The organism is Paraburkholderia flava (genome assembly GCF_004359985.1).
Lineage (GTDB): Bacteria > Pseudomonadota > Gammaproteobacteria > Burkholderiales > Burkholderiaceae > Paraburkholderia > Paraburkholderia flava.
In genome coordinates this window covers 797,017-821,732 of record NZ_SMRO01000002.1, presented here as the reverse complement: position 1 = coordinate 821,732, position 24,716 = coordinate 797,017, and the positions used below count along the sequence as shown (strand labels likewise).

The following is a 24,716-nucleotide window of genomic DNA, read 5'->3' as shown; positions in this document are numbered from 1 at the left end:
TAATCATCCACCGCCGCGAATGATCGGGCAACGGAGGCTGCTTTAGAATCGTGAGTTTAGAACATTCCGCACACGTCCGAACACGGACGCGGAACGCCATGTCCTTCGCCCCTCTCTCTTCTGCCGGCAATACGTCCGCGTCTGCGACTTCTGCATCGACCGGAATCGCGTGCGACATCTTCTGCGCGGTGATCGACAACTTCGGCGACATCGGCGTGTGCTGGCGTCTCGCGCGCCAGCTCGCGCACGAACATCGATGGCAGGTGCGCGTGTTCGTCGACGATCTTCATACATTCCAGAAGCTGTGCCCCACGCTCGACACGACACTCGCACGACAGACAGTCGACGGCATCGTCGTCGAGCACTGGCACGAGCCGGCGCACGCGGGACAAACGCTCGAGGTCGCGGACGTCGTCGTCGAAGCGTTCGCGTGCGAACTGCCGCCTGCGTACGTCGCGGCGATGGCGCGTCGCGAGCGGGCGCCGGTGTGGATCAATCTCGAATACCTGAGCGGCGAAGACTGGGTCGCCGATTTTCATCTGCGGCCGTCGCCGCATCCGCGCTACCCGCTCGTCAAATCGTTCTTCTTCCCGGGGCTCGGGCCGGGCACCGGCGGCGTGCTGAAGGAACAGTCGCTGGAAACGACCCGCGACACGTTCGTCGGCTCGCTCGAAGCACGCACGGCATGGTGGCACGACACGACGGGCACGCCGCCACCTGACGCCGGCACGACGGTCGTCTCGCTGTTCGCGTACGAGAACCCCGCTATGGACAGCCTGCTCGCACAATGGCGCGACAGCAGCGAGCCCGTTGTCCTGCTGGTGCCCGAGGGTCGCGTCTCCCGTGCCGTCGCACGCTTTTTCGGGATGCCGTCATTCGCCGCCGGCACGCACGCGCAACGCGGCAACCTCGCCGCACACGCGCTCGCATTCACCGACCAGGCCGGCTACGACCAACTGCTGTGGTCGAGCGACGTCAATTTCGTGCGCGGCGAAGACTCATTCGTCCGTGCACAGTGGGCCGCCCGGCCGTTCGTCTGGCACATCTACCCGCAAGCCGACGACGTCCATCTGCCGAAGCTCGACGCGGCCCTCGCCCACTACGCCGGCCCGCTGCCCGCCGACGCCCGCGCAGCGCTCGGTCGCTTCTGGCACGCGTGGAACGGCGCGGGCGACCCGGACTGGGCGGATTTCCAGCGTCACCGGGCAATCTTCGACGCCCGCGCGAAGACGTGGACTGCAGAACTCGCGGCAATCGGCGACCTCGCCGGAAATCTGGCCGGATTCGCAAAAAGTCAGTTAAAATAAGCGGTTATCCGTTCGCTGGCATGAGTTGCGAAGAAGTGACAGAGCGGCACATCGCACTGTCAGATCAATCGCCGCTACATGACCACGACCGCGGGAAAACCGCGAAGAACTTCGCCGGGCAACCGGCATCCGGTAGAACAAAGCGACACTGCGCAGCGCAGCCCGGCGACACACTAAGGCTGCACAACTGTGACGCGCATGCGAACGGCACGAAGCGCACGTAGCCGGTCGGGAAGCAAGCGAAGGGAAACCGCGGAGAAACAGCGCCAGTCGGCAAGCACGCCGCCGCGGCTGCCGGCCACGCAGGTTCGGTTTGCCGGGCCGCATGAACATCGAATTTATTGAATTTGAAGCACTTTATTTCGGACAGGACAGTTTTATGAAGATCGCACAGGAACTCCGCACGGGCAACGTCGTGATGATCGGCAGCGACGCGATGGTTGTGCAAAAAGCCGAGTACAACAAATCGGGTCGCAACTCCGCCGTCGTCAAGATGAAGTTCAAGAATCTGCTGACGGGCGCGGGCATGGAATCGGTCTACAAGGCCGACGACAAGTTCGACGTCGTCGTGCTGGATCGCAAGGAAGTCACCTACTCGTACTTCGCCGATCCGATGTACGTGTTCATGGACGCCGACTACAACCAGTTCGAAGTCGAAGCGGAAATGATGGGCGACGCGCTTCACTACCTCGAAGACGGCATGGCTTGCGAAGTCGTGTTCTACAACGAGAAGGCGATTTCGGTCGAGCTGCCGACCACGCTGGTCCGCGAGATCATCTACACGGAACCTGCGGTGAAGGGCGACACGTCGTCGGGCAAGGTACTGAAGAACGCGAAGCTGAACACCGGTTTCGAGCTGCAAGTGCCGCTCTTCTGCGCGATCGGCGACAAGATCGAAATCGACACCCGCACGCATGAGTACCGCAGCCGCGCATAACGCGCACTGCTGCACGGCCGCGAAACTCCCGGCCGAATAAAAAAGCGCCCTACCGGGCGCTTTTTCTTTTTTGCGCGACCGTGTATGGTTGAAGCAAACTTTACCGGTCGGATTGTCAAAATGCCGGAAACGCGCGGTTTGCGTCGCTCGCCAAAGCCGTAAGTTATTGAATTCGCTGAATTATGCCAAATGGCATGCTCTCTGCTATCTCGAAGAGGTCACCCGGACGGGTTTAATCGAAGGGAGAGAGCAAACCATGAACAACGATATTGCTGAAGGAAAGTGGAAACAGATCGTCGGTAAGGCCAAGGCTGCGTGGGGCGAACTGACGGACGACGAGCTGACCCGCGCGGAAGGACACGCCGACAAGCTCGCAGGCCTGATCCAGGAGCGCTACGGCAAGACCCGCGAAGAAGCGGAGCGTGAAGTGCGCCGCTTCTTCGAAGCCAACCGCGAATGAGGCCGCCCCGGCGATTGCATGTGTCGACCCGTCCCGGCGGGTCGCTTCCGCTGACCGGGCGGCGATGCATCCACTGCCGCAAAGAGACGCGCCGGTGCCGTCCGCAGGAAGGACGGCCGGTTTTCGATTCGGATTCATCTAACCAGTTGCACTCGCCATGCCACATGCCCTGATTGTCGAAGACGATCCCAATAGCCTGTCCGGGCTGTCCGCGATCCTCGCTGCCGATGGTTTCTCCGTCGACACCGCCACGACGCTCGCCGAAGCACGCGCGGCGTTGACGCGGTTCATTCCGGACGTCGTGCTGGTCGACCTGAACCTGCCCGACGGCAGCGGACTGGACCTGTTGCAGCATCTGCCCGCGCAGCCGCCCGGCGGCGCGCTACCCGTGATCGTGATGACCGGCAACGCGACGGTCGAGAGCGCGATCGAAGGTCTGCGCCACGGCATCTGGGACTATCTGCTGAAGCCGGTCAACATCCCGCGGCTGCGCAGCCTGCTGGCGCGGATTCCGCGTCCGTACGAGCTGACCGAGGAAGTGCAGACGCTGCGTGCGACGCTGCGCCAGCTCGGTCGCTTCGGCACGATGATCGGACGCAGCGGCGCGATCCAGCACGTGTACGACACGATCGAACAGCTCGCGCCGACCGAGACTGCCGTGCTGATTTCCGGCGAAGCTGGAACCGGCAAGAGCGTCGCGGCGCGCACGCTGCACGAGATGAGCCGACGCCGCAAAGGGCCGTTCGTCGTGTTCGATTGCCGCACCGATTGCCAGCCGGCGATCGAACGCGCGGGTGGCCGTTCACTCGAAAGCCTGTTGTTCGGACATGAGCGCGGCGCGTTCAACGGCGCCGAGCAGCGCGAGCCGGGTCTCTTCGAGCAGGCTAGCGGCGGCACGCTGTACATCAACGAAATCGCCGAACTGCCGCGCGAGTTGCAGGAAGCGCTGCTGCGCGCACTCGACTCGCAGACGTTCATGCGCGTCGGCGGAACGAACCAGGTGGTCACCGATTTCCGGCTGATCGCGTCGACCCGCAAGGTGCCGCGCAACGCGATCGCCGACGGTTCGCTGCACGAAGACCTCGGCCTGCGCCTCGAAGCCGCGGCGCTGACGCTGCCGCCGCTGCGCGAACGCGGTGACGATCCGGCGCTGTTCGCGCAGGCGCTCGTCGACGAGCTGAATCGCGAAGCGAACGCTCACGGCGTCGCGGACACGACGCGGCTGGTCAGCCCGAACTTTATTCGTGAATGTCTTTCGTACGACTGGCCCGGCAACGTCCGCGAATTGCAGGAGCGAGTGAGGCGCGCGTATCAGGCGTCCGGCGACGTGGTCGAGTCGCTGCGTGCGGACGAGTCAGGCGGCGGCACGCGGGATCTGAACGGTAGCCGCGTGCAGGTCACCGTCGGCACGCCGCTCGCGGATGTGGAAGAGATGCTGATCCGCGCGACGCTTGATGCGGTCGGCGGTACGCGACATCGCGCCGCGTCGCTGCTCGGCATCAGTCCGAAGACGCTCTATAACAAGCTGCAGCGGATGCGGCTTAACTGAGCGGAAGAGCGGTATGAAAAAGCGGGGGCCGTCGTGATGAACGACGGCCCCCGCTTCACTTCGATGCCTGCGGGAACGCCTCGCGCAACAACGCGTGCGCCTGCTGATACTGCGGCTCAGCAACCAGCTTGCTCCACTTCAACGCCTTGCCGCGCGGACGCATCCGCTTCAGCCGACGCTGCGACGCCTTCGTCGGCATCACGCGCAGCGCGTCGAGTACCTTGCCCGCCTCGTCCGGCTGATTGCAGATCAGCACCATGTCGCAGCCGGCGTGGAGCGCAGCGGTCGCGGCCTCGGTCAATGAACCGCCCTGCCGCGCCGCCTCCATCGACAGATCGTCGCTGAAAATCGCACCCGGAAAACGCAGCTTGCCGCGCAGGATTTCCTGCAGCCATACACGTGAAAAACCCGCCGGCTTCGTGTCGACCTGCGGATAGATCACGTGCGCGGGCAGCACCGCCGCGAGCGACATCCCGAGCCAGTCGTACGGCGCGATGTCGTCGCGCAGGATCGCATCGAGCGGCCGGTCGTCGACCGGCACCGCGACATGCGAGTCCGCCTCGGCAAACCCGTGCCCCGGAAAATGCTTGCCGCAGTTCGCCATCCCGGCCAGCGCGAGCCCATGATTCACGCTCTTCGCGAGCATCGCGACGACGCGCGGATCGCGATGGAACGCGCGATCGCCGATCACCTTCGACTGTCCGTAGTTCAGATCGAGCACCGGCGTGAAGCTCAGGTCGATTCCACACGCGCGCAGTTCGGCGGCGAGCACGTAGCCGACCGCTGTCGCCACCTTCGTCGCGTACAGCACGTCCTTGTCCCACAGCTGACCCAGCGCGCCCATCGACGGCAGCACCGTGAAGCCATCGGTCCGAAAGCGCTGCACGCGGCCGCCTTCGTGATCGACGGCGATCAGGATGTCTTCGCGCACCGCGCGGATCGCGTCGGTCAGCGCAACCAGCTGCGCGCGGTTTTCATAGTGGCGGGCGAACAGGATCACGCCGCCCGTCATCGGATGGGCAAGGCGACGCTTGTCGTCATCGGTCAGCGTCTTGCCGACCACGTCGAGCATCACCGGTCCAGGAGAAGTTTTCATCGAATTGAGCAATCGAGAGACAGAGAGAAAGAGGCGCGGCGAACGCGCCTCATGAGTGATCGTGCGATCAGCCTGCTGCGGGCGGCTCGCCGGTTTCCGCAATCACGAACGACACCGCGTAATCGCGCTCGTCGGTGATCGTCACGCGTGCGGTGATGCCGCGCGCGGCGAGCCATTCAGCGAGTTCGCCGGAGGCCACCACCATCGGCCGGCCGCTCGGTTCGTTCAATGTTTGGAGCGCGCGCCACGTCATCGGCCAGTGCATGCCGAGGCCGATCGCTTTCGAGAACGCTTCCTTCGCCGAAAAACGCGTCGCGAGAAAGGCGAGCCCGCGCGCTTCCGATCGTGCGCGACGTGCGTGATAGATGCGCAGTTCGTCCGGGCCGAGCACTTTCTCGGCGAAGCGGTCGTTCGTGCGCGTCATCACGGCCGCGACGCGGCTGACCTGAACGATGTCGGTACCGATGCCGTAGATCGCCATGCGTCGTCGCCTGATTTGCGTTATGTCCGCGCGGCGAGACGCGCCGCGACCATGATCGCCTTCATCTCGCGCACCGCGTTGTCCCAGCCGGCGAAGATCGCGTGCGCGACGATCGCGTGGCCGATGTTCAGCTCGACAATGCCGTCGATCGCCGCGATCGCCTGGACGTTCGTGTAGTGCAGACCGTGTCCCGCATTGACCTTCAGACCCAGCGATATGCCCAGCTCGACGCTACGCACGACACGCTCGTATTCGCGCTGCTGTTCGGCGGGATCGTGTGCTTCCGCGTAACGACCGGTGTGCAATTCGACGACCGGCGCGCCCGCTTCGTGCGCGGCACGAATCTGCGCGTCGTCGGGATCGATGAACAGCGACACGCGCGAGCCGGCACCGGCGAGTTGCGTGCATGCGGCACGCACCGCTTCGAACTGGCCCGCGACATCGAGACCGCCTTCGGTCGTCAGCTCCGCGCGTTTTTCCGGAACGAGGCAGACGTCGTGCGGTTTCACGTCGCACGCGATGTCGAGCATCTCGGACGTGATCGCGCATTCGAGATTCATCCTCGTTTTCAGCAGCGGACGCAGCGCACGCACGTCCGCATCGACGATGTGGCGGCGGTCCTCGCGCAGATGCAGTGTGATCGCATCGGCGCCGGCCTCTTCGGCCATCAGCGCCGCGCGGATCGGATCGGGATAGGTCGTGCCGCGCACGTTGCGCAGTGTGGCGACGTGATCGATGTTCACGCCGAGGTCGATCGCGGTGGGCGAGGTCAGAAAGAAGCTCATAGATTTTGCAGGTCGATCAGGATCTGGCGCGTCGCGAGCGGCGTGCCGCCGAGGTAGGTGTTCAGCAGGAAGCGCATCAACGTTTTGCTTTGCGCGACGGTTTGCGGTCGATGGTAATCGTCGTGCTCCATGTCGAGCAAGGTCTGTCCCGCGATCACCGGCCATTGCGCGGGCAGATCGTCGGACGCTTCGCGCACGCCGCGCTCGGGATCGAACACATAGCGGCGTTCGGCCTGCACGGCCTGGCGCGTCACCGTGCGGTCGAGCGCGAGCGCATAGCCGGTTTCGCGCAGCAGCAAGCGCTCGAACGAGCGCAGCACCTGCACCGGAGGTTCGTCGTGCCCGAGACGCGTCATCGTAACGACGTAGTGATGGAACAGCTGCGGATGCGGATCTTCGCGCGCGCAGAACTTCACCAGCAGTTCGTTCACGTAGAAGCCGCACAGCAGCGCATCGCCGCCGAGCGGCAGCATCCCGCCGACCCATTCGGCACCGGTCAGCGTGCGCACTTCGCCTTTACCGGACCACGACAGCGCGAGCGGCTGGAACGTCTGCAGCACGCCGCGCAGCGCGGAGTGCGGTCGCTTCGCGCCTTTCGCGACGAGCGCGAGGCGTCCATGATCGCGCGACAGCACGTCGATGATGAGGCTCGTTTCGCGGTACGGGTAGCTGTGCAGCACGAACGCGGGTTGCTCCGCGATCCGGTATTCCGATGCGGTGGTGCGGGGCGTGCGGCGGGTTGGGGTCTTGCGGGATGCACCGGCTGTGCCTTCAGGCGCGGCGTCGGTGTCGAAGGTATCAGCGGCAGACGAGCGTTTGCCGCCTGACGTGCGCGGCGTTTTTTTCGCGGCGCGCGGGCGTGGCTGAGCCGCCCGTTCGGCCGGTTCGGCGTCGTCCGGCTCCGCTTCGGGCGGCAGGGTCATCCACCCGTCATTCGTACCCATACGCACGAAGTCCGGCATCGTTGTCGGCCCAGCCGCTCTTCACCTTGATGAAGGTCTCGAGATACACCGGACCGTCGAACAGCTTTTCCATGTCGACGCGCGCGTCGGTGCTGATCTGCTTCAGCTTCGCGCCCTTCTGTCCGATGATCATCGCCTTGTGGGTGTCGCGGTCGACGAGGATCGTCGCGAAGATGCGGCGCAGCCGGCCTTCGGTTTCGAACTTCTCGATCAGCACGGTGCTCGTGTACGGCAGTTCGTCGCCGGTCCAGCGGAAGACTTTCTCACGCAGGATTTCCGCCGCGAGGAAGCGCTCGCTGCGGTCGGTCAGATCGTCTTCGCCGTAGATCGGCTCGCCTTCCGGCAAATACGGGCGCACCGTTACCATCAACCGCTTGATGTCGTCGAGATTCTTCGCCGACAGCGGCACGATTTCCTTGTACTCGCGCAGCGCGCTCATCTGCTGCATGAACGGGAACAGCGATTCCTTGTCCGACACGCGATCAAGCTTGTTCGCGACCAGCAGCGTCGGCGCCGACGCGGGGATCAGGTCGAGCACTTTCTGGTCGTCGGGGCCGAAGCGGCCTGCTTCGATCACGAACAGCACGGCGTCGACCGACGACAGCGTCGATGTCACCGCGCGGTTCAGCGAACGGTTCAGCGCGCTGGCGTGACGCGTCTGGAAACCAGGCGTATCGACGAAGATGTACTGCGCGTCCTCGAGCGTATGGATGCCGGTGATGCGGTGCCGGGTGGTCTGCGCCTTGCGCGACGTGATGCTGACTTTCTGGCCGACGAGCGCATTCATCAGCGTCGACTTGCCGACATTCGGACGGCCGACGATCGCGACCATGCCGCAGCGAAAACCAGAGGGAGTGGGAGCGTTCATATTCGGTTACCGCGAGTTCAGGGAGAGCGTGCGCCGCGTGTGGCGCAGGGTCAATTGTGGTCGGTCAATGGCCGGCGTCGGCGACACGCTGCGGCACGTCGGCGAGTCCGGGTTCGAGTTCGGCTGCAGCGGTGCCGGCGGTTCCCGGTTCAGTGGCTGCGCCGTTCAGCGGTTCGCCGCGGGCATGACGGGGTGCAGCGGGCTTGTCGGCTGCCTTGTCGGCGAGCTTTTCCGCGGCCTTTTCGACGAGCTTCTCGACGATTTTCTCGCCGCGCTCGGTTTTGTCGTTTTTGTCGCTCTTGTCCTTGTCGGCAGATGACGCGGCCGGCTGGCTGTACTCCACATGCGCCGCGCGAATCACCGCGAGCGGCGCGGGCGCGATAGCGGGAGCCGGCGTGGCCACAGGCGGTGCTTCAGGTGCGGCAGCCGGCTTCGCCTCACCTCGTGCTGCCCGTTCGCTCTTGCGATCGGGCGAACGGAGATCGAGCGCCGTCTGCACGCCGGCGACGCCCGGCACGATTTCCGGCTCCGCATGCTTCGCAGCGCGGGTGCCCTTCGAGCGGCGCGGCTTCGTGACCATCGCTGGTGCTGCGGCCATGACCTCGTCGAGTGCCTTCTTGGCGGCGGCCTGCTCGGCCGCGCGGCGGCTCGCACCCGATCCGGACACCTTGACGTCCAGCTTGGGCACCGTGCATTCGACTTCGAACTGTTGATTGTGCGCTGCGCCATGCGTCGCGACGACCGTATAGGTCGGCAACGGCAGCTTGTGGCCTTGCAGGTATTCCTGCAGCAGCGTCTTCGAATCCTTGCCCAGTGTGCGCGGGTCGATGTGGTCGAGGATCGGCACGTACAGGCGTTTGATCACCGTCTGGGCGGCGTCGAAGCCACCGTCGAGGAAGACCGCGCCCAGAATGGCTTCCAGCGTGTCGGCGAGGATCGACGGCCGGCGGAACCCGCCGCTGCGCAGCTCGCCTTCGCCGAGGCGCAACCCCTCCGACACATTCAGGGCCTGAGCGATTTCGTACAGGGATTGCTGTTTGACCAGGTTGGCGCGGACACGTGACAGATCGCCTTCGTCCAGCTTGCTGAAACGCTGGAACAAAAGTGCGGCTACCGCGCAATTCAGAACAGAGTCGCCGAGAAACTCGAGCCGTTCGTTATGCGTGGCGCTGTGACTGCGATGTGTCAAAGCCTGGCGCAACAATTCCGCATTGCGAAATTCGTAGCGCAAACGGCTTTCCAACGGAGATGAAGGCATGTGCAGAGTATAACGCGGGCGCCCTGCCCGGCGGCAACGCGCTCAGGTGGGCGAAAAACCGTCGCGTAGCGACGTTACCGCACGTTCTTAAAGTAGCGTGATAACACGCCGCGTGTGTACGCGACGTGTATCGAAGGAGTGATGCGAGGAATGCGCGGGCCTTATGCAACCCTATGCGACCGTCGAACTCAGTGGAAAAATCCGATGCGCTTCAGATTGCTGAAATTCATCCAGATGAAGAACGCGCGACCGACGACATTCTGGTCCGGTGCGAAACCCCAGTAGCGGCTGTCCGCACTGTTGTCGCGGTTGTCGCCCATCATGAAGTAGTTACCCGGCGGCACCTTGCAGATCACACCGCGCGCGTTGTACTGGCAGTTGTCGCGATACGGATAGTCTTCTGCACCGACGATGAACGGCGGCACGGCGGGGTTGTTCAGAATCGCGTTCTTGCGACCGTCGAGATCTTCTTCGAACTGCTTCGCGTAACCGATGCGTTCGTCGTCGAAGAAGTCCGGCATCGGTGTTTCGGGCACCGGCTTGCCGTTGATCGTCAGCTGCTTGTCCTGGTACGCGACGACATCGCCGGGCAGGCCGATCACGCGCTTGATGTAGTCGACCGATTCGTCCTTCGGATAGCGGAAGACGACCACGTCGCCTCGTTGCAGCGGCCGACCCTGCGTGAGCTTCGTGTTCGTGATCGGCAGGCGAATGCCGTAATCGAATTTATTGACGAGAATGAAATCGCCGACCATCAGCGTCGGCACCATCGACCCCGACGGAATCTTGAACGGCTCGACGACGAACGAGCGCACGACGAACACCACCAGAATGACCGGGAAAAAGCTCGCCGTGTATTCGAGCCACCACGGCTGCCGCAGCTTCTCGTCACGCAGACGGGCACGGGTCTGCGGCGCGTTCTCGTCGGCGAAACGCTCGCCAACGCGAGCCTGCTGCCGGTCGAACTCGGCAACGGCGGCGTCCGCGGCACGACGGCGCTGCGGCACGAAAATCAGTTTGTCTGCGACCCATGCAACGCCCGTCAAGACGACGAGCACAAAAAGAATCAGCGCAAAATTCATACGGGTTCCAGTTAGCGGACCTATTTTTGTCGGACGATTTACTTGTCTTCGACGCGCAGGATAGCAAGGAAAGCTTCCTGCGGGATTTCAACGGTGCCTACCTGCTTCATCCGCTTCTTCCCCGCTTTCTGCTTTTCGAGCAGCTTCTTCTTGCGCGAGATGTCGCCGCCGTAGCACTTCGCCAGCACGTTCTTGCGCAGCGCCTTGATGTTTTCGCGCGAGATGATGTGTGCGCCGATCGCCGCCTGGATCGCGACGTCGTACATCTGGCGCGGAATGATCTCGCGCATCTTCGCCGCCACTTCGCGGCCGCGATACTGCGACTGCGAACGGTGGACGATCACCGACAGCGCATCGACCTTGTCACCGTTGATCAGCATGTCTACCTTCACGACGTCGGACGTGCGGTATTCCTTGAACTCGTAGTCCATCGACGCATAGCCGCGCGACACCGACTTCAACCGGTCGAAGAAGTCGAGCACGATTTCCGCCATCGGAATTTCGTACGTGAGCTGCACCTGGCGACCGTGGTACTGCATGTTGATCTGGTTGCCGCGCTTCTGCGTGCACAGCGTGATCACCGAGCCGACGTACTCCTGCGGCATGTACAGATTCACGGTGACGATCGGTTCGCGGATTTCCTCGGAGTAGGACGGATCAGGCATCTTCGCGGGATTCTCGACCATGATCGTCGAGCCGTCGCGCAGCAGCACCTCGTAGACGACGGTCGGCGCCGTCGTGATCAGATCCATGTCGAACTCGCGTTCGAGCCGCTCCTGCACGATCTCCATGTGCAGCAGCCCGAGGAAGCCGCAGCGGAAACCGAAACCGAGCGCCTGCGATACTTCGGGCTCGTATTGCAGCGACGCGTCGTTGAGCTTGAGTTTTTCGAGCGATTCGCGCAGTGCGTCGTACTGGTTCGCTTCGACCGGATACAGGCCGGCGAACACCTGCGGCTTCACTTCCTTGAAACCGGGCAGCGGTTCGGTAGCGGGCTTCGTCACATGCGTGACGGTATCGCCGACCTTCGTCGCGGCGAGCTCCTTGATGCCCGCGATGATGAAACCCACCTGCCCCGCCGACAACGATTCGAGATCGCGCGATTTCGGCGTGAATACGCCGACGTGTTCGACCGGATACTGTGCGCCGGTCGCCATCAGCTTGATCCGGTCTTTCGGGCGCAGCGTGCCGTTCTTGATACGCACGAGCATCACGACGCCGACGTAGTTGTCGAACCAGGAATCGATGATCAGCGCCTGCAGCGGCGCATCCGGATCGCCCTTCGGCGCAGGCACTTTCGCGATCAGCGCTTCGAGCACGTCCTCGACACCCAGACCGGTCTTCGCGCTGCAACGCGTGGCATCGGTTGCATCGATGCCGATCACGTCTTCGATTTCGGAAATCGCGTTGTCGGGATCCGCCGCAGGCAAATCGATCTTGTTCAGGACCGGCACGACTTCGACGCCGAGTTCGATCGCCGTGTAGCAGTTCGCCACGGTCTGCGCCTCGACACCCTGGCTCGCATCGACGACGAGCAACGCCCCTTCGCACGCGGACAGCGAACGGCTCACTTCGTACGAGAAGTCGACGTGCCCCGGTGTGTCGATCAGGTTCAGGTTGTAGACCTGGCCATCGCGCGCGCGATACGACAGCGCGGCGGTCTGCGCCTTGATGGTGATACCCCGTTCGCGCTCGATATCCATCGAGTCGAGCACCTGCGATTCCATTTCACGGTCCGATAAACCGCCGCACAGCTGGATGATGCGATCTGCGAGCGTCGACTTGCCGTGGTCGATGTGCGCGATGATCGAGAAATTACGAATATGATCCATTCAGTGCCGATCAAGCGAAAAAGGCGCGCTCGGACGATAGCAGAGCACGCCTTGTAAGTAGGTGAAAAACCGATCTATTTTAGCCGAAAAGGGCCTCGCCCGGCGGGTTTACCGGACTCTGGCATGCCGTTCGGCGTTTCGGACTGACGCGCGGCGGATTATCCGGACTTATTTGCGATTCATTCAGCGCGTGCTGCTGTGTGCGCCGCTGCCGCTACGTGCGTACGCGCCGTCAATGCCGCGCGTACGCGTGCTTCGTCGAAATGGTAGTGACACAGTTCGATGCCGTCGCACATCAACACCGGCACCAGTTCGTTGAAGCGCGCTTCGAGCGCGGGATCCGCGTCGATGTCGAGCACGTCGACCGTTGCACCGAACTCGGCCAATACAGGCTCGAGTGCCTCGAGCATGTCGTCGCAAAGATGGCACCACGCGCGCCCATAGAGAACGAGCGGCGTGAGCGGTGCCATCGACGTCACTTCTGCGCGGGTCCGCGCGGACGGATCGGGACGAACTGCGTGTTGTCGCCGCGGCGAACCAGCAGCGCGACCATCTTCGACGGATCCAGGTGCGACGTCACTTCTTCGAACTGACGGGCGCCCGTGATGTCGGTATCGCCGACGCGCAGGATGATGTCGCCACGCTGCAGACCGACACGCACCGCCGGACCATCGACCGAATCGACCTGCACGCCGCCGTTCACCTTCAACGCTTTCTGCTGGTCGGCCGGCAAGTCGCTGACCGCGATACCGAGCGAATTCGACGCGCGCGGCTTCGGCGCCGGGGTCTTCTTCTGGTCGGCCTTCGCGACCTTGTCCGTCTGCATTTCCGCGATCGTGACCGGCAGATCGCGCGACTGACCCTTGCGCCACACGGTGATCGTCGCCTTCGTGCCCGGCTTCGTATCGCCGACCATCCGCGGCAGATCGGTCGCGGTATCGACCGAATGGCCGTTGAACTTCAGGATGATGTCGCCGGGCTGCACGCCAGCCTTGTCGGCCGGACCGCCGGGTTCGACGCTGCTGACGAGCGCACCCTGCGCCCGCGGCAAGCCGAGCGAATCGGCGACGTCCTTCGTCACCTCGCCGATCGCAACCGCAATGCGACCTCGCGTAACCTTGCCGGTGGTCTTCAGCTGATCGGCGACACGCATCGCTTCGTCGATCGGAATCGCGAACGAAATCCCCATGAAGCCGCCGGTGCGGCTGTAGATCTGCGAGTTGATGCCGATCACCTCGCCCTGCATGTTGATCAGCGGACCGCCCGAATTACCCGGATTGACGGCCACGTCGGTCTGGATGAACGGCAGATAGTCGCCCGTATCCCGACCCTTCGCGCTGACGATGCCTGCCGTGACCGTGTTCTCGAGCCCGAACGGCGAACCGATCGCGACGACCCATTCGCCGACGCGCACCTTGTTCGAGTCGCCGATCGTCACCGTGGGCAGATTCGCCGCGCTGATCTTCACGACGGCGACGTCGGTGCGATCGTCGACGCCGATCAGCTTCGCCTTGAATTCGCGCTTGTCGGTGAGCGTCACGTAGATCGTGTCCGCATCGTCGACGACGTGCGCGTTGGTCATCACGTAGCCATCCGACGACAGGATGAAGCCCGAGCCGACGCCGCTGCTCTGTTCGGAATCGCTGCCGTTATCGGGCGCATCCTGACTGCCGCCGCTACCGCCATCGCCGCCGTTGTCTCCCTTCCCACCATTGCCGCCTTTGCCGCGCGGCGTACCGGGCTGCGGCGACTGCGGCAACGGAATGCCGAAGAAGCGACGGAAGAATTCGGACATGTCGCCGTCGTCGAGACCCGGCGGCAAACCGCGCGTCGAATTCGACACCTTGGTGGTCGTGCGAATGTTGACGACAGCGGGACCGACCTTGTCGACGAGATCGGTGAAGTCGGGAAGACTGGCCGCGGGCGCCGCGGAAGCCGTATGCGGTACGAACGGCAGGCAAACAGCCACCGCTGCGGCCGCGAGGAATTTGCGCACCGGGAAAGTCGTCATATCGTAGCGAGCCGAAGGATTTACTTGGGAGCTTTGTATTCTATGGCAGACGCAAATTGCTGCAACGTGGTCTGGGGCACTTCCCCGAGGACAGTGATCCAGAAATCGCCGCGCCGTTTGACCAGCACGTGCGTCGCCCCGCTGCTGCCTGCCCCTTCCTTGCGAGAGTTCTTCTCGGCCGGTTCGACAAAAATCGAAATCGCGGCGAGACCGTCGGAGAATACAGCCTGATCTACGGGAATGGGGGGATCGCCGGCATCGCGCGCGGCCATCGGCCTGCGCAGTTCACGAATCTTGCGGAAGCCCGGCACTGTCGGAGCGATCTGCCAGCCCTGCGCTTCCATGTCGACCGGTTCGACCGGCGGATGCACCACGGTCCAGCCAGTCAGATTGCGGATGCCGTTCGCGATGCCCGTCTTGTCGGCGGGCACGCCGATGCGAATCTGCGTGAACGACAGCTGCTCAAGCACCTGACCGCTCGGATCGAGCGTCTGCGCACGCAGCAGCAGACCCGTCTTCGTATCGGCCCACAGCTTGTAGGCAAAGCGGAACGCGTCCTTCGGATCGAGTTCGATCACCTGGCTGTCGATACCCGCGACCCGATCGGTGCCGAGCAGCTTCGGTTCGTAGACAGCCAGCACCTGATCGCTGCTCGCGGCGAGCAACGCCGGGAACGAATCCTTGTTCTGCCGTTTTTCGACGACGCACAGATGCCGTTCCGGGATGAACGTGTACAGGTCGTCGTTATGCCGCAGCATCTTGCGCGGCTTGCCGTCGAGGCTCTCGAGCTGCTCGAATTCGCCGTCGTTACGCGTCGTGTAATGAGCGATGCGCGACGACTGCACGAACGCGCCGCGCTGATAGACGAACGCGCCTTCGTAGTTCTGCTGCTGGGCAGCTTCGTGGATCCGGCCAAGTAGCTCCGCCGCCGTGCGATGCACGACGAGCGGATCGTCGGATTGCGCAAAGACGCGCGGTGTCGCGGATAACAACACGGCTGCACAGAACAGATATGCCGGCAGCCGCCCCCAGATCGTCGTTTTATTCAACCGCAGCGTCTGCATCAGACTATTGGCCTTGCGTGGTCACCGCAGCGCGGATCAGCGGCGTCGTATCGGCCATGACGGGCTGTTGAGCGAATTGTTGATGGGCTTCCAGATACTGGTCCAGACGGGCGTCGCGAATGATGTTCGCATCCTGCGCGACCGGTTGCACCGTCGCGGCCGGCACCGAGGCCATTGCCACGCGCTGTACCGAGTCAGCGTGAGTCGACACCGATGCGACCTGCGCGCCGGGCACCCCGCCTTGCAGTTGCGGCACGACGATCCACGTCAGCGTTGCCGCTGCGGCCGCAACTGCGAACGCGGGCACGACACGTCGACGCAGCGCGAGCAGACGACGCGCAACCGGCATCGCGGCAGGCGCGAGCAGATGCGGCTCGCTGTCGAGACGCGTGGCGAAATTGCTGAGAAATGCGCTGCTCGTCGCCGGCTTCACGGCCAGATCGTCGGACCGCAGTGCATCGCCGATCAGGTGATAGCACGACCACGCGGCACGATCTTCGTGACCCAGATCAGAAAACAGCTTGTTCAGATGCTCGTCGCCGAACAATTCGCCGTCGACAAAAGCGGACAGACGCTCGCCTCGCGAGCTGGCTTGCGATTGCACCGAGACCGACCCCATGATGCTCCCCATCTTACTGACACCCCGTAGTGACACCACCTAACCCTGGAAATCGCGTCCTGCCCCGAGAGATTGCCGGCTTACCAGCGTTTCCCTTCGGGTGTGTCCAGCAGCGGACGCAATTTTGCCGCAATGGCTTCGCGAGCGCGAAAAATTCGCGATCTGACGGTCCCGATCGGGCAACCCATCATTTCGGCGATTTCTTCGTAGCTCAAACCCTCAATTTCACGAAGAGTAATGGCGGTACGCAACTCTTCCGGTAAAACCGCCATCGCAGCATTGACCGTCTCAGCGATCTGCTTGCTCATCAACATCGACTCAGGCGTGTTGATATCCCTTAGTTGGTCCGCATCCGAGAAAGTTTCAGCTTCCTCGGCATCTGCTTCAGTCGACGTCGGTGCCCGCCGACCCTGCGTCGCAAGGTAGTTCTTTGCCGTGTTGACCGCAATCCGGTACAACCACGTATAGAACGCCGACTCCCCGCGGAACTGCGGCAATGCCCGGTACGCCTTGATGAAGGCGTCCTGGGCCACGTCTTCGACCTCGGCGGGATCGCGCACGAGGCGCGAAATCAGCCGAAGGATCTTGCGGTGGTATTTGGCGACCAGAAGCTCGAAAGCGGCCTTGTCGCCCTTCTGGACGCGCTCGACCAGCACCTGATCAATTTCTTTTTCGCTCACCTGATAAGTCCGATAACGAGTGGGGCTGCATAGCGGGGCACCATTGTAGCGTTCCCGCCGACACGTCACGCAGCCCGGTAACAGCGCGGTTACGTCGGTTACAGTCCGCCGTGCGCGCCGCGCCGGCCGAGCACCGCCAGTTCACGACGGGCATCCGCGGACAATGCATCGGCCGCCAGCAGCAACGGTCGCGAGCGGCCGTCGTCGGCGACGAGCGAGAGCATCAGAAGCCAGCCGCTCCATTGCGAGCATCCGGCGATACGGCCCTGGCAAAGCAGTGTCCCCCGGCGATCCCGGACCGTCAAAACATCCGGCCCGATTTTGAGCGTGCCCGGCGCGGCCCGATCCAGCCTGATCGCCCACAGCGCGAGACCAGCCAAGACTGCGCAAGCCGCCGGAACCGCCTGCCATCCGCCGATGCGCGGCGCCAGCGCCGCAAATACCGCCGCCGCCGCGAGCGGGACGAACAGACCGACCGCACCGCGCAGCCACGCGGACGGCCGCAGCACAATGGTCTGCGGCCGTCCGTCGGAAGGTGGCGATCCGGAAGATCCGGGAAAGGACGCCGGATGAACCGGCGCGGGCTGCGGCGTCGAGCAGTTCAAGCGGTCACACGCGCATCAGGCGCGCTTGAAGACCAGCGTGCCGTTCGTGCCGCCGAACCCGAACGAGTTCTTTAGCGCGACGTCGATCTTCATTTCCCGTGCAGTGTTCGCGCAGTAGTCAAGATCGCACTCGGGGTCCTGGTTGAAGATGTTGATCGTCGGCGGAGAGATCTGGTGATGCACGGCCAGCACCGTGAACACCGACTCGAGACCGCCGGCGCCGCCGAGCAGGTGGCCCGTCATCGACTTCGTCGAATTCACGACCATGCTCTTCGCCTGGTCGCCGAATGCGCGCTTGATGCCGATCGTTTCCGCCAGATCGCCGAGCGGCGTCGATGTACCGTGCGCGTTCAGGTAGTTGACCTCGTCCGTGTTGACGCGCGCGTTCTTCAGCGCGGCCAGCATGCAGCGACGTGCGCCGTCGCCGTCTTCGACCGGCGCGGTCATGTGATACGCGTCGCCGCTCATCCCATAGCCGCTGACCTCCGCGTAGATCTTCGCGCCGCGCGCCTTCGCGTGTTCGTACTCTTCGAGCACCATCACGCCGGCGCCCTCGCCCAGCACGAAGCCATCGCGATCCTTGTCCCACGGACGGCTCGCCGTCGCCGGATCGTCGTTACGCTGCGACAGCGCACGCGCCGCCGCAAAGCCGCCGATGCCGAGCGGCGACACGGTCGATTCCGCGCCGCCGGCGATCATCACGTCGGCGTCGCCGTACTCGATCAGCCGCGAGGCTTCGCCGATGCAATGCAGACCGGTGGTACACGCAGTCACGATCGCGAGATTCGGGCCCTTGATGCCGAACTTGATCGACAGATGGCCGGAGATCATGTTGATGATCGATGCCGGCACGAAGAACGGCGAGATCCGGCGCGGACCGCGATTGAGCAGTTCGGTCTGCGTGACTTCGATCATCGGCAGACCGCCGATACCCGAGCCGACCACGACGCCGATACGCTCCGCGTTTTCTTCAGTAACTTCGAGGCCGCAGTCGCGCATCGCCTGGATGCCGGCCGCCACGCCGTAATGGATGAACGTATCCATATGGCGCGCTTCCTTCGCGGGAATGTATTCCTCGATGTTGAAACCCTTCACCTCGCCGGCGAAGCGGGTCGAGAAATTCGACGCATCGAATTTCGTGATATTGGCGATGCCTGATTTGCCGGCGACCAGATTGGCCCAGCCGTCGGCAACAGTATTGCCAACAGGCGAGATCAGCCCAAGGCCTGTAACAACAACACGACGACGGCTCACGGTAACCTCTTTTCCATAGGGTGACAAAAGCAAAAAGCCACAGCGGCCACAGGAACCTGCCCTGTGTGCCCTGTGGCTGTTTTAACCTGGTGGCTGCGCCTGCAACCGGCTCTGCATGTACGCAAACCGCTGCGCAATGTGCTGCGCCGCCCCGGCCGATACCGGCACGATGACGCAACTCGTCTGGCGGACGACCGCCACGGCGGGCAGGCAGGCGCGAATGGCCTTAGGCCTTGACGTTTGCGCGAGCGTAGTCGATCGCTTGCTGAACGGTCGTGATCTTCTCAGCTTCTTCATCCGGAATTTCCATGCCGAATTCGTCTTCGAGGGCCATCACGAGTTCAACCGTGTCCAGCGAGTCAGCGCCGAGGTCGTTCACGAACGAGGCTTCGTTCTTGATCTCGCCTTCTGCAACACCCAGTTGTTCCGCGACGATCTTCTTGACGCGCTGTTCGATATTGTCCATTACCCCTCCAAGGGAAAGAAGTTCAAAAATACAGGTGCGCGCATTTTATCAGGTTTGCCCTGCCAGAAAAGCGGCGCACGGTTCCTGTCAAGGCATCCGCGCGATGCCAGAACAACCGGCATCAAGGCGCGGATAGTAACCGAATCCCGTTACTACATGTACATCCCGCCGTTCACATGCAACGTCGTCCCGGTGATATAGCCGGCCTGCGGCGAAGCGAGGAACGCCACCGCATGCGCGATGTCTTCCGGGCTGCCGAGACGGCCCAGCGGAATCTGCGTTTTCAGCGCGGCGTGTTGCTCTTCGGACAGCACCTTCGTCATGTCGGTATCGATGAAGCCCGGCGCGACGCAGTTCACGGTAATGCCGCGGCTGCCGATCTCGCGCGCAAGCGCACGCGTCATGCCGGCCACACCGGCCTTCGCCGCCGCGTAGTTGGCCTGGCCCGGGTTGCCCGTCGAACCGACCACCGACGTGATGTTGATGATGCGGCCGCCGCGCGCTTTCATCATCGGACGCAGCACTGCGCGCGACAGACGGAATACGGCCTTCATGTTCGTGTCGATCACGGCGTCCCAGTCGTCGTCCTTCATGCGCATTGCGAGCTGATCCTGCGTGATGCCCGCGTTGTTCACGAGGATGCCGAGCGAACCGAACTCCTTGACAGTCGAATCGATCAACGCTTCCACTGCGGCTGCGTCGTTCACGTTCAGCACCGCACCGCGGCCCGTCACGCCCTGCGCATTGAACGCTTCGGTAATCGCGGCTGCGCCGCTTTCGCTGGTGGCGGTGCCGATCACGGTCGCGCCCTGGCGCGCCAGTTCACTCGCGATCGCACGGCCGATGCCGCGCGACGCGCCCGTCACGATCGCGATCTGTTTGTCGAGAGTCTTTTCCATCGTTGAGTCCGGAGGGCCCGCATACGGGCCGATTGAGTCGAAGTGTTGCTATGCGTGGAGAGCAGCGCCGATGGCGCGCTCAGGTACCCACAATCACGCAGTCACAAGCTTGAGCGTTTCGTCGAGCGAAGCCGGGTCGAACACCGATGCACCGACGAGCGTGCCGTCGATCCGCTTCGTGAGACCGTTGAGTACCTTGCCCGGTCCGCACTCGATAACGTGCGTCACGCCATCGCGCGCGATGGCCTGTACGCATTCGACCCAGCGCACCGCGCCGGCCGCCTGACGCACCAGCGCATCCTTGATCGCAGCCGGTTCGTTGACGATCGCGACGTCGACGTTGTTGATGACCGGAATGGACGGCACCTGCATGTCGACGTTCGCGAGATACGCGCGCAACTGATCCGATGCGGGCTTGAGCAGCGACGAGTGGAACGGTGCCGACACCGGCAACGGCAGTGCGCGCTTTGCGCCCTTCGCCTTCGCGATCTCGCAGGCTTTTTCGACCGCGGCCTTGCTGCCCGCGATCACGACCTGCGCGGGCGCATTGAAATTCACCGCCTCGACGACGCCGGCCGACGACGCTTCGCTGCACACCGCACGCACGGTGTCGTCATCGAGACCGAGGATCGCCGCCATACCGCCTTCGCCGACCGGCACTGCGCTTTGCATCGCCTGCGCGCGAAAGCGCACGAGCGGCACAGCATCGCGGAATGCGAGCGCGCCGGACGCGACGAGCGCCGTATATTCGCCGAGGCTATGGCCCGCGACGATCGACGGCGCCGGGCCACCAGCCTTTTGCCACGCGCGATAGATCGCATAGGCGGCGGTCAGCATCACGGGTTGCGTATTGGTGGTGAGGTTGAGATCCTCGGCCGGGCCTTCGGCGATCAGTTTGCCGAGATCCTGCCCGAGCGCATCGGATGCTTCCTGGACGGTCTCACGCACGACAGCGTGATCGGCAAACGCGTTAAGCATGCCGACCGACTGCGAGCCCTGCCCCGGAAAAACGAACGCAAATTTCATATCGTCCCCAGATGGATTTGATCAGATGACGCGGCGCACCTGTGTTGCATGCGCACGGTCATGTACCGGCTGAGCCGGCGCGTGCCGGCAAGCGGCACTTACATGCGGATGACCGACGCACCCCATGTGAACCCGCCGCCGACGCCTTCGATCATCACGTGATGACCGCGCTTGATGCGGCCGTCGCGCACCGCGACGTCCAGCGCGAGCGGAATGGAAGCCGCCGACGTGTTGCCATGCTCGCCGACGGTGACGACCATCCGTTCCTGCGGCAGACCCAGCTTGCGGCAGGTGCTCTGCATGATACGGATGTTGGCCTGATGCGGAATCAGCCAGTCGATCTGGTCGGACGACAGACCCGCTTTTTCGAGCGCCTCGAGCGCGACCTTTTCGAGCACGTTGACCGCGAGCTTGAACACCGCCTGGCCGTCCATGTGCAGGAACGCGCTGCCAGAAACCACACCGCCGTTCACGTTGCCCGGCGTACACAGGATGTTCGAGTAACGGCCGTCCGCATGCAGCGCGCTAGCCAATACACCGGGTTCATCCGATGCAGACAGGATGACTGCGCCTGCGCCGTCGCCGAACAGCACGCACGTCGTGCGGTCGTTGAAATCGAGAATGCGTGAGAACGTCTCCGCGCCGATGACCAGCGCCGTACGATGCTGTCCGCTGCGGATGAAGCTGTCGGCCGTCGCGACCGCGTACGCGAAACCGGAACAGACGGCCTGCACGTCGAACGCCGCGCCGTTGTTGCGGATACCCAGCTTGTTCTGCAGCAGGCACGCGGTACTAGGAAAGACGAAGTCGGGCGTGGACGTCGCGACGATGATCAGATCGATGGACTGCGGATCGATATCGGCCGCTTCGATCGCGCGCTGTGCGGCGATCAACGCGAGGTCGCTGGTCGTGACGTCAGGTTCGGCGAAATGACGCGCATGAATGCCCGTGCGCGCAACGATCCATTCGTCGCTCGTCTCGACACCCTGCTTCGCGAGACGGTCGGCCAGTTCCTGGTTGGTGACGCGTCCGGGCGGCAGATAGCTGCCGGTGCCCAGCACGCGGGAATATAAGGTTTGAGCCATTATGCCTTCGAGGGTAACGCAGCGTAGGGCTCGGCTGACTGGCCGGCAACCGGGCTTGCGGGGCTTATATCACCCGCGCCGCCGCCTGCGTCGCGCGCGGCCCGTTCAAGAGAACTTGCATTCTCTTCCATGGCTCGCGCGAGGCGTTCCAGCACGCCGTTTTTGACGGCATCATACCCGCGTTTGATAGCCCACTCAAACGCGTAGGCATCGGCCGAACCGTGGCTTTTGATGACGAGTCCGCGCAGGCCGAGCAGCGCTGCGCCGTTGTACTGACGATGGTCGACGCGCTTCTTGAAACGCAGCAACACAGGCAACGCGAGCACGGCCATCAGCTTCGTGAGCCACGAACGGCCGAACTCTTCCTTGATGATGTCGGAGAGCATCTGCGCGAGGCCTTCCGATGTTTTCAGCGCGACATTGCCGACGAAGCCGTCGCAGACGATGACATCGGTGGTGCCTTTGTAGATGTCGTTGCCTTCGACGTTGCCGCGGAAATTCAGCGTGCTCGCGCGCAGCAGTTCGCCCGCGCGCTTGATCGTTTCGTTGCCCTTGATGACTTCTTCGCCGATGTTGAGCAGGCCGATCGTGGGACGCTCCTTGCCTTCGAGCGCCGACACGAGCGCGTGCCCCATCTCCGCGAACTGCAATAGATGCTGCGGCTCGCAATCGACGTTGGCGCCGAGGTCGAGCATCATCGTGTAGCCAGTGGGATTGGGCAGAGCAAACGCGATGGCCGGGCGTTCGATGCTAGGCAGCGTCTTGAGCACATAGCGGGAAACCGCCATCAGCGCGCCGGTGTTGCCGGCGGAAATGCAGGCTTGTGCTTCGTCTTCCTTGACCCGGTTCAGCGCAACGCGCATCGACGAGTCTTTCTTCTTGCGCAGCGCGACTTCGACCGGGTCGTCCATCGCGACGACTTCGGACGCGGGGACAACGGTCAGCGCGGGTTCGTCCAGCGCCTTCGCTTTTTTCAGCTGCGCGCGAATCGCGGTCTCGATACCGACGAGCAGCAGGTGCGCATCGGGATGCGAACGGACGAACTTGACGGCAGCGGGAACGGTCACGGACGGCCCGTGGTCGCCTCCCATGCAATCTATCGTGAGCTTTACGGTCATGGAGAGCGACAAATTTCAGACACAAAAAAGCGGCAGGTGAATGCCGCCTTTTTGCCGAACCGGGAAAATGTCAAGCGAGCTGATCGCCACGCGAAACGCCTTGGGGCGAAACGCAGTCAAGCGATTAGTCGTTCTTCGTCTTGACGACTTTCTTGCCGCGATAGTAGCCATTCGGGCTGACATGGTGGCGCAGATGCACTTCACCGGTGCTCGGCTCAACGGCCAGCGGCGCTGCGTTGAGGAAATCGTGCGAACGGTGCATACCGCGCTTCGACGGCGACTTCTTGTTCTGTTGAACTGCCATGATAACTCCTGAAAATTTTCCGAATTCTAACACAGCCCGATCCGGCTATCGTCACTGGCCGGATGGCCAGCGCGTACCGATCGCGCTCCCTGAAACCTTTACCGCATCAATGCTTCTTGCCGCCGGAACCGTCGCGCTTCAACGACTCGAGCGCGGCAAACGGATTCGGCCGTTCGGGCTCGCCGCCCGCAGCCTCATCCACTTCACCGCTATCGCCTTCGCCCTCTCCACCGTCCACGCCCGACAACAAACTCTCGTGCACTTCGGGGCAGACGTCGTGCATCGGCACGAGCGGCATCGACAGCAGCAATTCTTCTTCGATCAAGTCGAAGAGATCGAACTGGTGCGAACCCACGATCACTTCGACTTCATCCTCGTCCAGCGGAAATTCATCCGCCTCGGCGTCCGTATTGACGATCCGGTACGTCGCATCGACGTTGAACGCCTGCTCGTACGGTCCGAGGCACCGCTGGCAACCGAGCCACGCGGAACCGTGGATCGCGAGCCGCAAATACGGTTGCCGTCCTTCGGTGCCGTCGTCCTGCAGTTCCGGCTGGGTCGCGCCTTCCGCCTGCCACGTGAATGCCGTGTCGCGATCTGGTGCGTCCGCGGGAACTTCGTTTAACATGCGCGGCAGTTGCGAGACGCGTACGACGCCCGCCGCCTGACGACCGCTCCGCGCGAATTCGAACAGATCGAGCTCACGCGGATTGGGAAGACCTGCCGGTTTGCCGGAATGTTGGGTCATGCGCGCTCCTGGCTTTGCTTCGGCAATGATGGACTATTGAGGACTATGCCACACGCCCTTAAAGCCATCCGATCCACCTGCTGCACCGGGCTGCCTGTATATCGCGACCCGTACCCGGGAACGGGCAAAAGCGGGCAACGGAGCATGCCGGTGAAAAGCCCAAGACTATATCTGTTTTGTTGTTTCGAGTCAAACACTTAAGACCGCATCCGTGAAACGC

Annotated in this window: 26 protein-coding genes; 4 read left to right on the top strand and 22 right to left on the bottom strand. The window is 63.1% G+C overall.

Annotation, left to right across the window (positions count from 1 at the left end; all coding sequences use genetic code 11):
- Positions 1-98 precede the first annotated feature (98 nt).
- From earP to E1748_RS15120, 4 genes are all read left to right on the top strand, one after another.
- Positions 99-1,307, top strand: a complete 1,209-nt coding sequence (gene earP / locus E1748_RS15135; RefSeq protein WP_133648023.1) for an elongation factor P maturation arginine rhamnosyltransferase EarP — start codon at positions 99-101, stop codon at positions 1,305-1,307.
- Between the two features lie 379 nt (positions 1,308-1,686).
- Positions 1,687-2,244: an elongation factor P gene (gene efp / locus E1748_RS15130; RefSeq protein WP_133648022.1), complete on the top strand. Its 558-nt coding sequence runs from the start codon at positions 1,687-1,689 to the stop codon at positions 2,242-2,244.
- Between the two features lie 256 nt (positions 2,245-2,500).
- On the top strand, positions 2,501-2,704 hold the full coding sequence (locus tag E1748_RS15125) for a CsbD family protein (protein ID WP_133648021.1): 204 nt from the start codon (positions 2,501-2,503) through the stop codon (positions 2,702-2,704).
- Between the two features lie 157 nt (positions 2,705-2,861).
- A complete protein-coding gene (locus E1748_RS15120) occupies positions 2,862-4,253 on the top strand; it encodes a sigma-54-dependent transcriptional regulator (RefSeq protein WP_133648020.1) in 1,392 nt (463 codons plus the stop codon).
- 55 nt (positions 4,254-4,308) lie between these two features.
- On the opposite strand, the gene nagZ is transcribed toward E1748_RS15120, so the two are convergent.
- The 22 genes from nagZ to E1748_RS15005 form a co-directional block, all read right to left on the bottom strand.
- Positions 4,309-5,349 carry a beta-N-acetylhexosaminidase gene (nagZ, locus tag E1748_RS15115; RefSeq protein WP_133648019.1) on the bottom strand — a complete coding sequence of 347 codons (1,041 nt, stop codon included), beginning with the start codon at positions 5,347-5,349 and terminating at the stop codon, positions 4,309-4,311.
- Positions 5,350-5,416: 67 nt separating this feature from the next.
- Entirely contained in the window at positions 5,417-5,830 is a 414-nt protein-coding gene (gene acpS, locus E1748_RS15110) for a holo-ACP synthase (RefSeq protein WP_133648018.1), read from the bottom strand.
- 20 nt (positions 5,831-5,850) lie between these two features.
- Positions 5,851-6,615: a pyridoxine 5'-phosphate synthase gene (gene pdxJ, locus E1748_RS15105; protein ID WP_133648017.1), complete on the bottom strand. Its 765-nt coding sequence runs from the start codon at positions 6,613-6,615 to the stop codon at positions 5,851-5,853.
- A complete protein-coding gene (gene recO, locus E1748_RS15100) occupies positions 6,612-7,559 on the bottom strand; it encodes a DNA repair protein RecO (protein WP_133648016.1) in 948 nt (315 codons plus the stop codon). Before recO ends, pdxJ begins: the two co-directional genes overlap by 4 nt.
- Positions 7,546-8,445, bottom strand: a complete 900-nt coding sequence (gene era, locus E1748_RS15095) for a GTPase Era (protein ID WP_133648015.1) — start codon at positions 8,443-8,445, stop codon at positions 7,546-7,548. The genes recO and era overlap by 14 nt, the downstream gene beginning before the upstream one ends.
- Positions 8,446-8,509: 64 nt before the next feature.
- Complete coding sequence (gene rnc, locus E1748_RS15090) at positions 8,510-9,703, bottom strand: ribonuclease III (protein ID WP_133648014.1); 1,194 nt, start codon at positions 9,701-9,703, stop codon at positions 8,510-8,512.
- A gap of 188 nt (positions 9,704-9,891) precedes the next feature.
- Positions 9,892-10,785 (bottom strand): signal peptidase I, encoded by an 894-nt coding sequence (gene lepB, locus E1748_RS15085; protein ID WP_133648013.1) that lies wholly within the window; start codon positions 10,783-10,785, stop codon positions 9,892-9,894.
- A 38-nt stretch (positions 10,786-10,823) separates the two neighbouring features.
- Positions 10,824-12,617, bottom strand: a complete 1,794-nt coding sequence (gene lepA, locus E1748_RS15080) for a translation elongation factor 4 (protein ID WP_133648012.1) — start codon at positions 12,615-12,617, stop codon at positions 10,824-10,826.
- Positions 12,618-12,796: 179 nt separating this feature from the next.
- The gene (locus E1748_RS15075; RefSeq protein ID WP_133648011.1) at positions 12,797-13,087 is read right to left on the bottom strand and encodes a glutaredoxin family protein; all 291 of its coding nucleotides are present in this window, start codon (positions 13,085-13,087) and stop codon (positions 12,797-12,799) included.
- A gap of 5 nt (positions 13,088-13,092) precedes the next feature.
- Complete coding sequence (locus tag E1748_RS15070; protein ID WP_133648010.1) at positions 13,093-14,628, bottom strand: DegQ family serine endoprotease; 1,536 nt, start codon at positions 14,626-14,628, stop codon at positions 13,093-13,095.
- Between the two features lie 20 nt (positions 14,629-14,648).
- Complete coding sequence (locus E1748_RS15065; protein ID WP_133648009.1) at positions 14,649-15,692, bottom strand: MucB/RseB C-terminal domain-containing protein; 1,044 nt, start codon at positions 15,690-15,692, stop codon at positions 14,649-14,651.
- A gap of 4 nt (positions 15,693-15,696) precedes the next feature.
- Complete coding sequence (locus E1748_RS15060; protein ID WP_133648008.1) at positions 15,697-16,311, bottom strand: sigma-E factor negative regulatory protein; 615 nt, start codon at positions 16,309-16,311, stop codon at positions 15,697-15,699.
- Positions 16,312-16,391: 80 nt separating this feature from the next.
- Complete coding sequence (gene rpoE / locus E1748_RS15055) at positions 16,392-16,991, bottom strand: RNA polymerase sigma factor RpoE (protein WP_085480911.1); 600 nt, start codon at positions 16,989-16,991, stop codon at positions 16,392-16,394.
- Positions 16,992-17,089: 98 nt separating this feature from the next.
- Complete coding sequence (locus E1748_RS15050) at positions 17,090-17,596, bottom strand: hypothetical protein (protein ID WP_338119593.1); 507 nt, start codon at positions 17,594-17,596, stop codon at positions 17,090-17,092.
- Positions 17,597-17,611: 15 nt separating this feature from the next.
- Entirely contained in the window at positions 17,612-18,850 is a 1,239-nt protein-coding gene (gene fabF / locus E1748_RS15045; RefSeq protein ID WP_133648007.1) for a beta-ketoacyl-ACP synthase II, read from the bottom strand.
- A 226-nt stretch (positions 18,851-19,076) separates the two neighbouring features.
- On the bottom strand, positions 19,077-19,316 hold the full coding sequence (acpP, locus tag E1748_RS15040) for an acyl carrier protein (RefSeq protein WP_012735022.1): 240 nt from the start codon (positions 19,314-19,316) through the stop codon (positions 19,077-19,079).
- A gap of 152 nt (positions 19,317-19,468) precedes the next feature.
- On the bottom strand, positions 19,469-20,215 hold the full coding sequence (gene fabG / locus E1748_RS15035; protein WP_133648006.1) for a 3-oxoacyl-ACP reductase FabG: 747 nt from the start codon (positions 20,213-20,215) through the stop codon (positions 19,469-19,471).
- A gap of 93 nt (positions 20,216-20,308) precedes the next feature.
- Positions 20,309-21,241, bottom strand: coding sequence for an ACP S-malonyltransferase (gene fabD, locus E1748_RS15030; RefSeq protein WP_133648005.1), 933 nt, complete (start codon positions 21,239-21,241; stop codon positions 20,309-20,311).
- 98 nt (positions 21,242-21,339) lie between these two features.
- Positions 21,340-22,326: a beta-ketoacyl-ACP synthase III gene (locus tag E1748_RS15025; RefSeq protein ID WP_133648004.1), complete on the bottom strand. Its 987-nt coding sequence runs from the start codon at positions 22,324-22,326 to the stop codon at positions 21,340-21,342.
- Positions 22,326-23,444, bottom strand: coding sequence for a phosphate acyltransferase PlsX (plsX, locus tag E1748_RS15020; RefSeq protein ID WP_133648003.1), 1,119 nt, complete (start codon positions 23,442-23,444; stop codon positions 22,326-22,328). Before plsX ends, E1748_RS15025 begins: the two co-directional genes overlap by 1 nt.
- Positions 23,445-23,568: 124 nt before the next feature.
- Positions 23,569-23,748: a 50S ribosomal protein L32 gene (gene rpmF / locus E1748_RS15010; RefSeq protein WP_007741736.1), complete on the bottom strand. Its 180-nt coding sequence runs from the start codon at positions 23,746-23,748 to the stop codon at positions 23,569-23,571.
- A gap of 106 nt (positions 23,749-23,854) precedes the next feature.
- Complete coding sequence (locus E1748_RS15005) at positions 23,855-24,496, bottom strand: YceD family protein (protein ID WP_133648001.1); 642 nt, start codon at positions 24,494-24,496, stop codon at positions 23,855-23,857.
- Positions 24,497-24,716 lie beyond the last annotated feature (220 nt).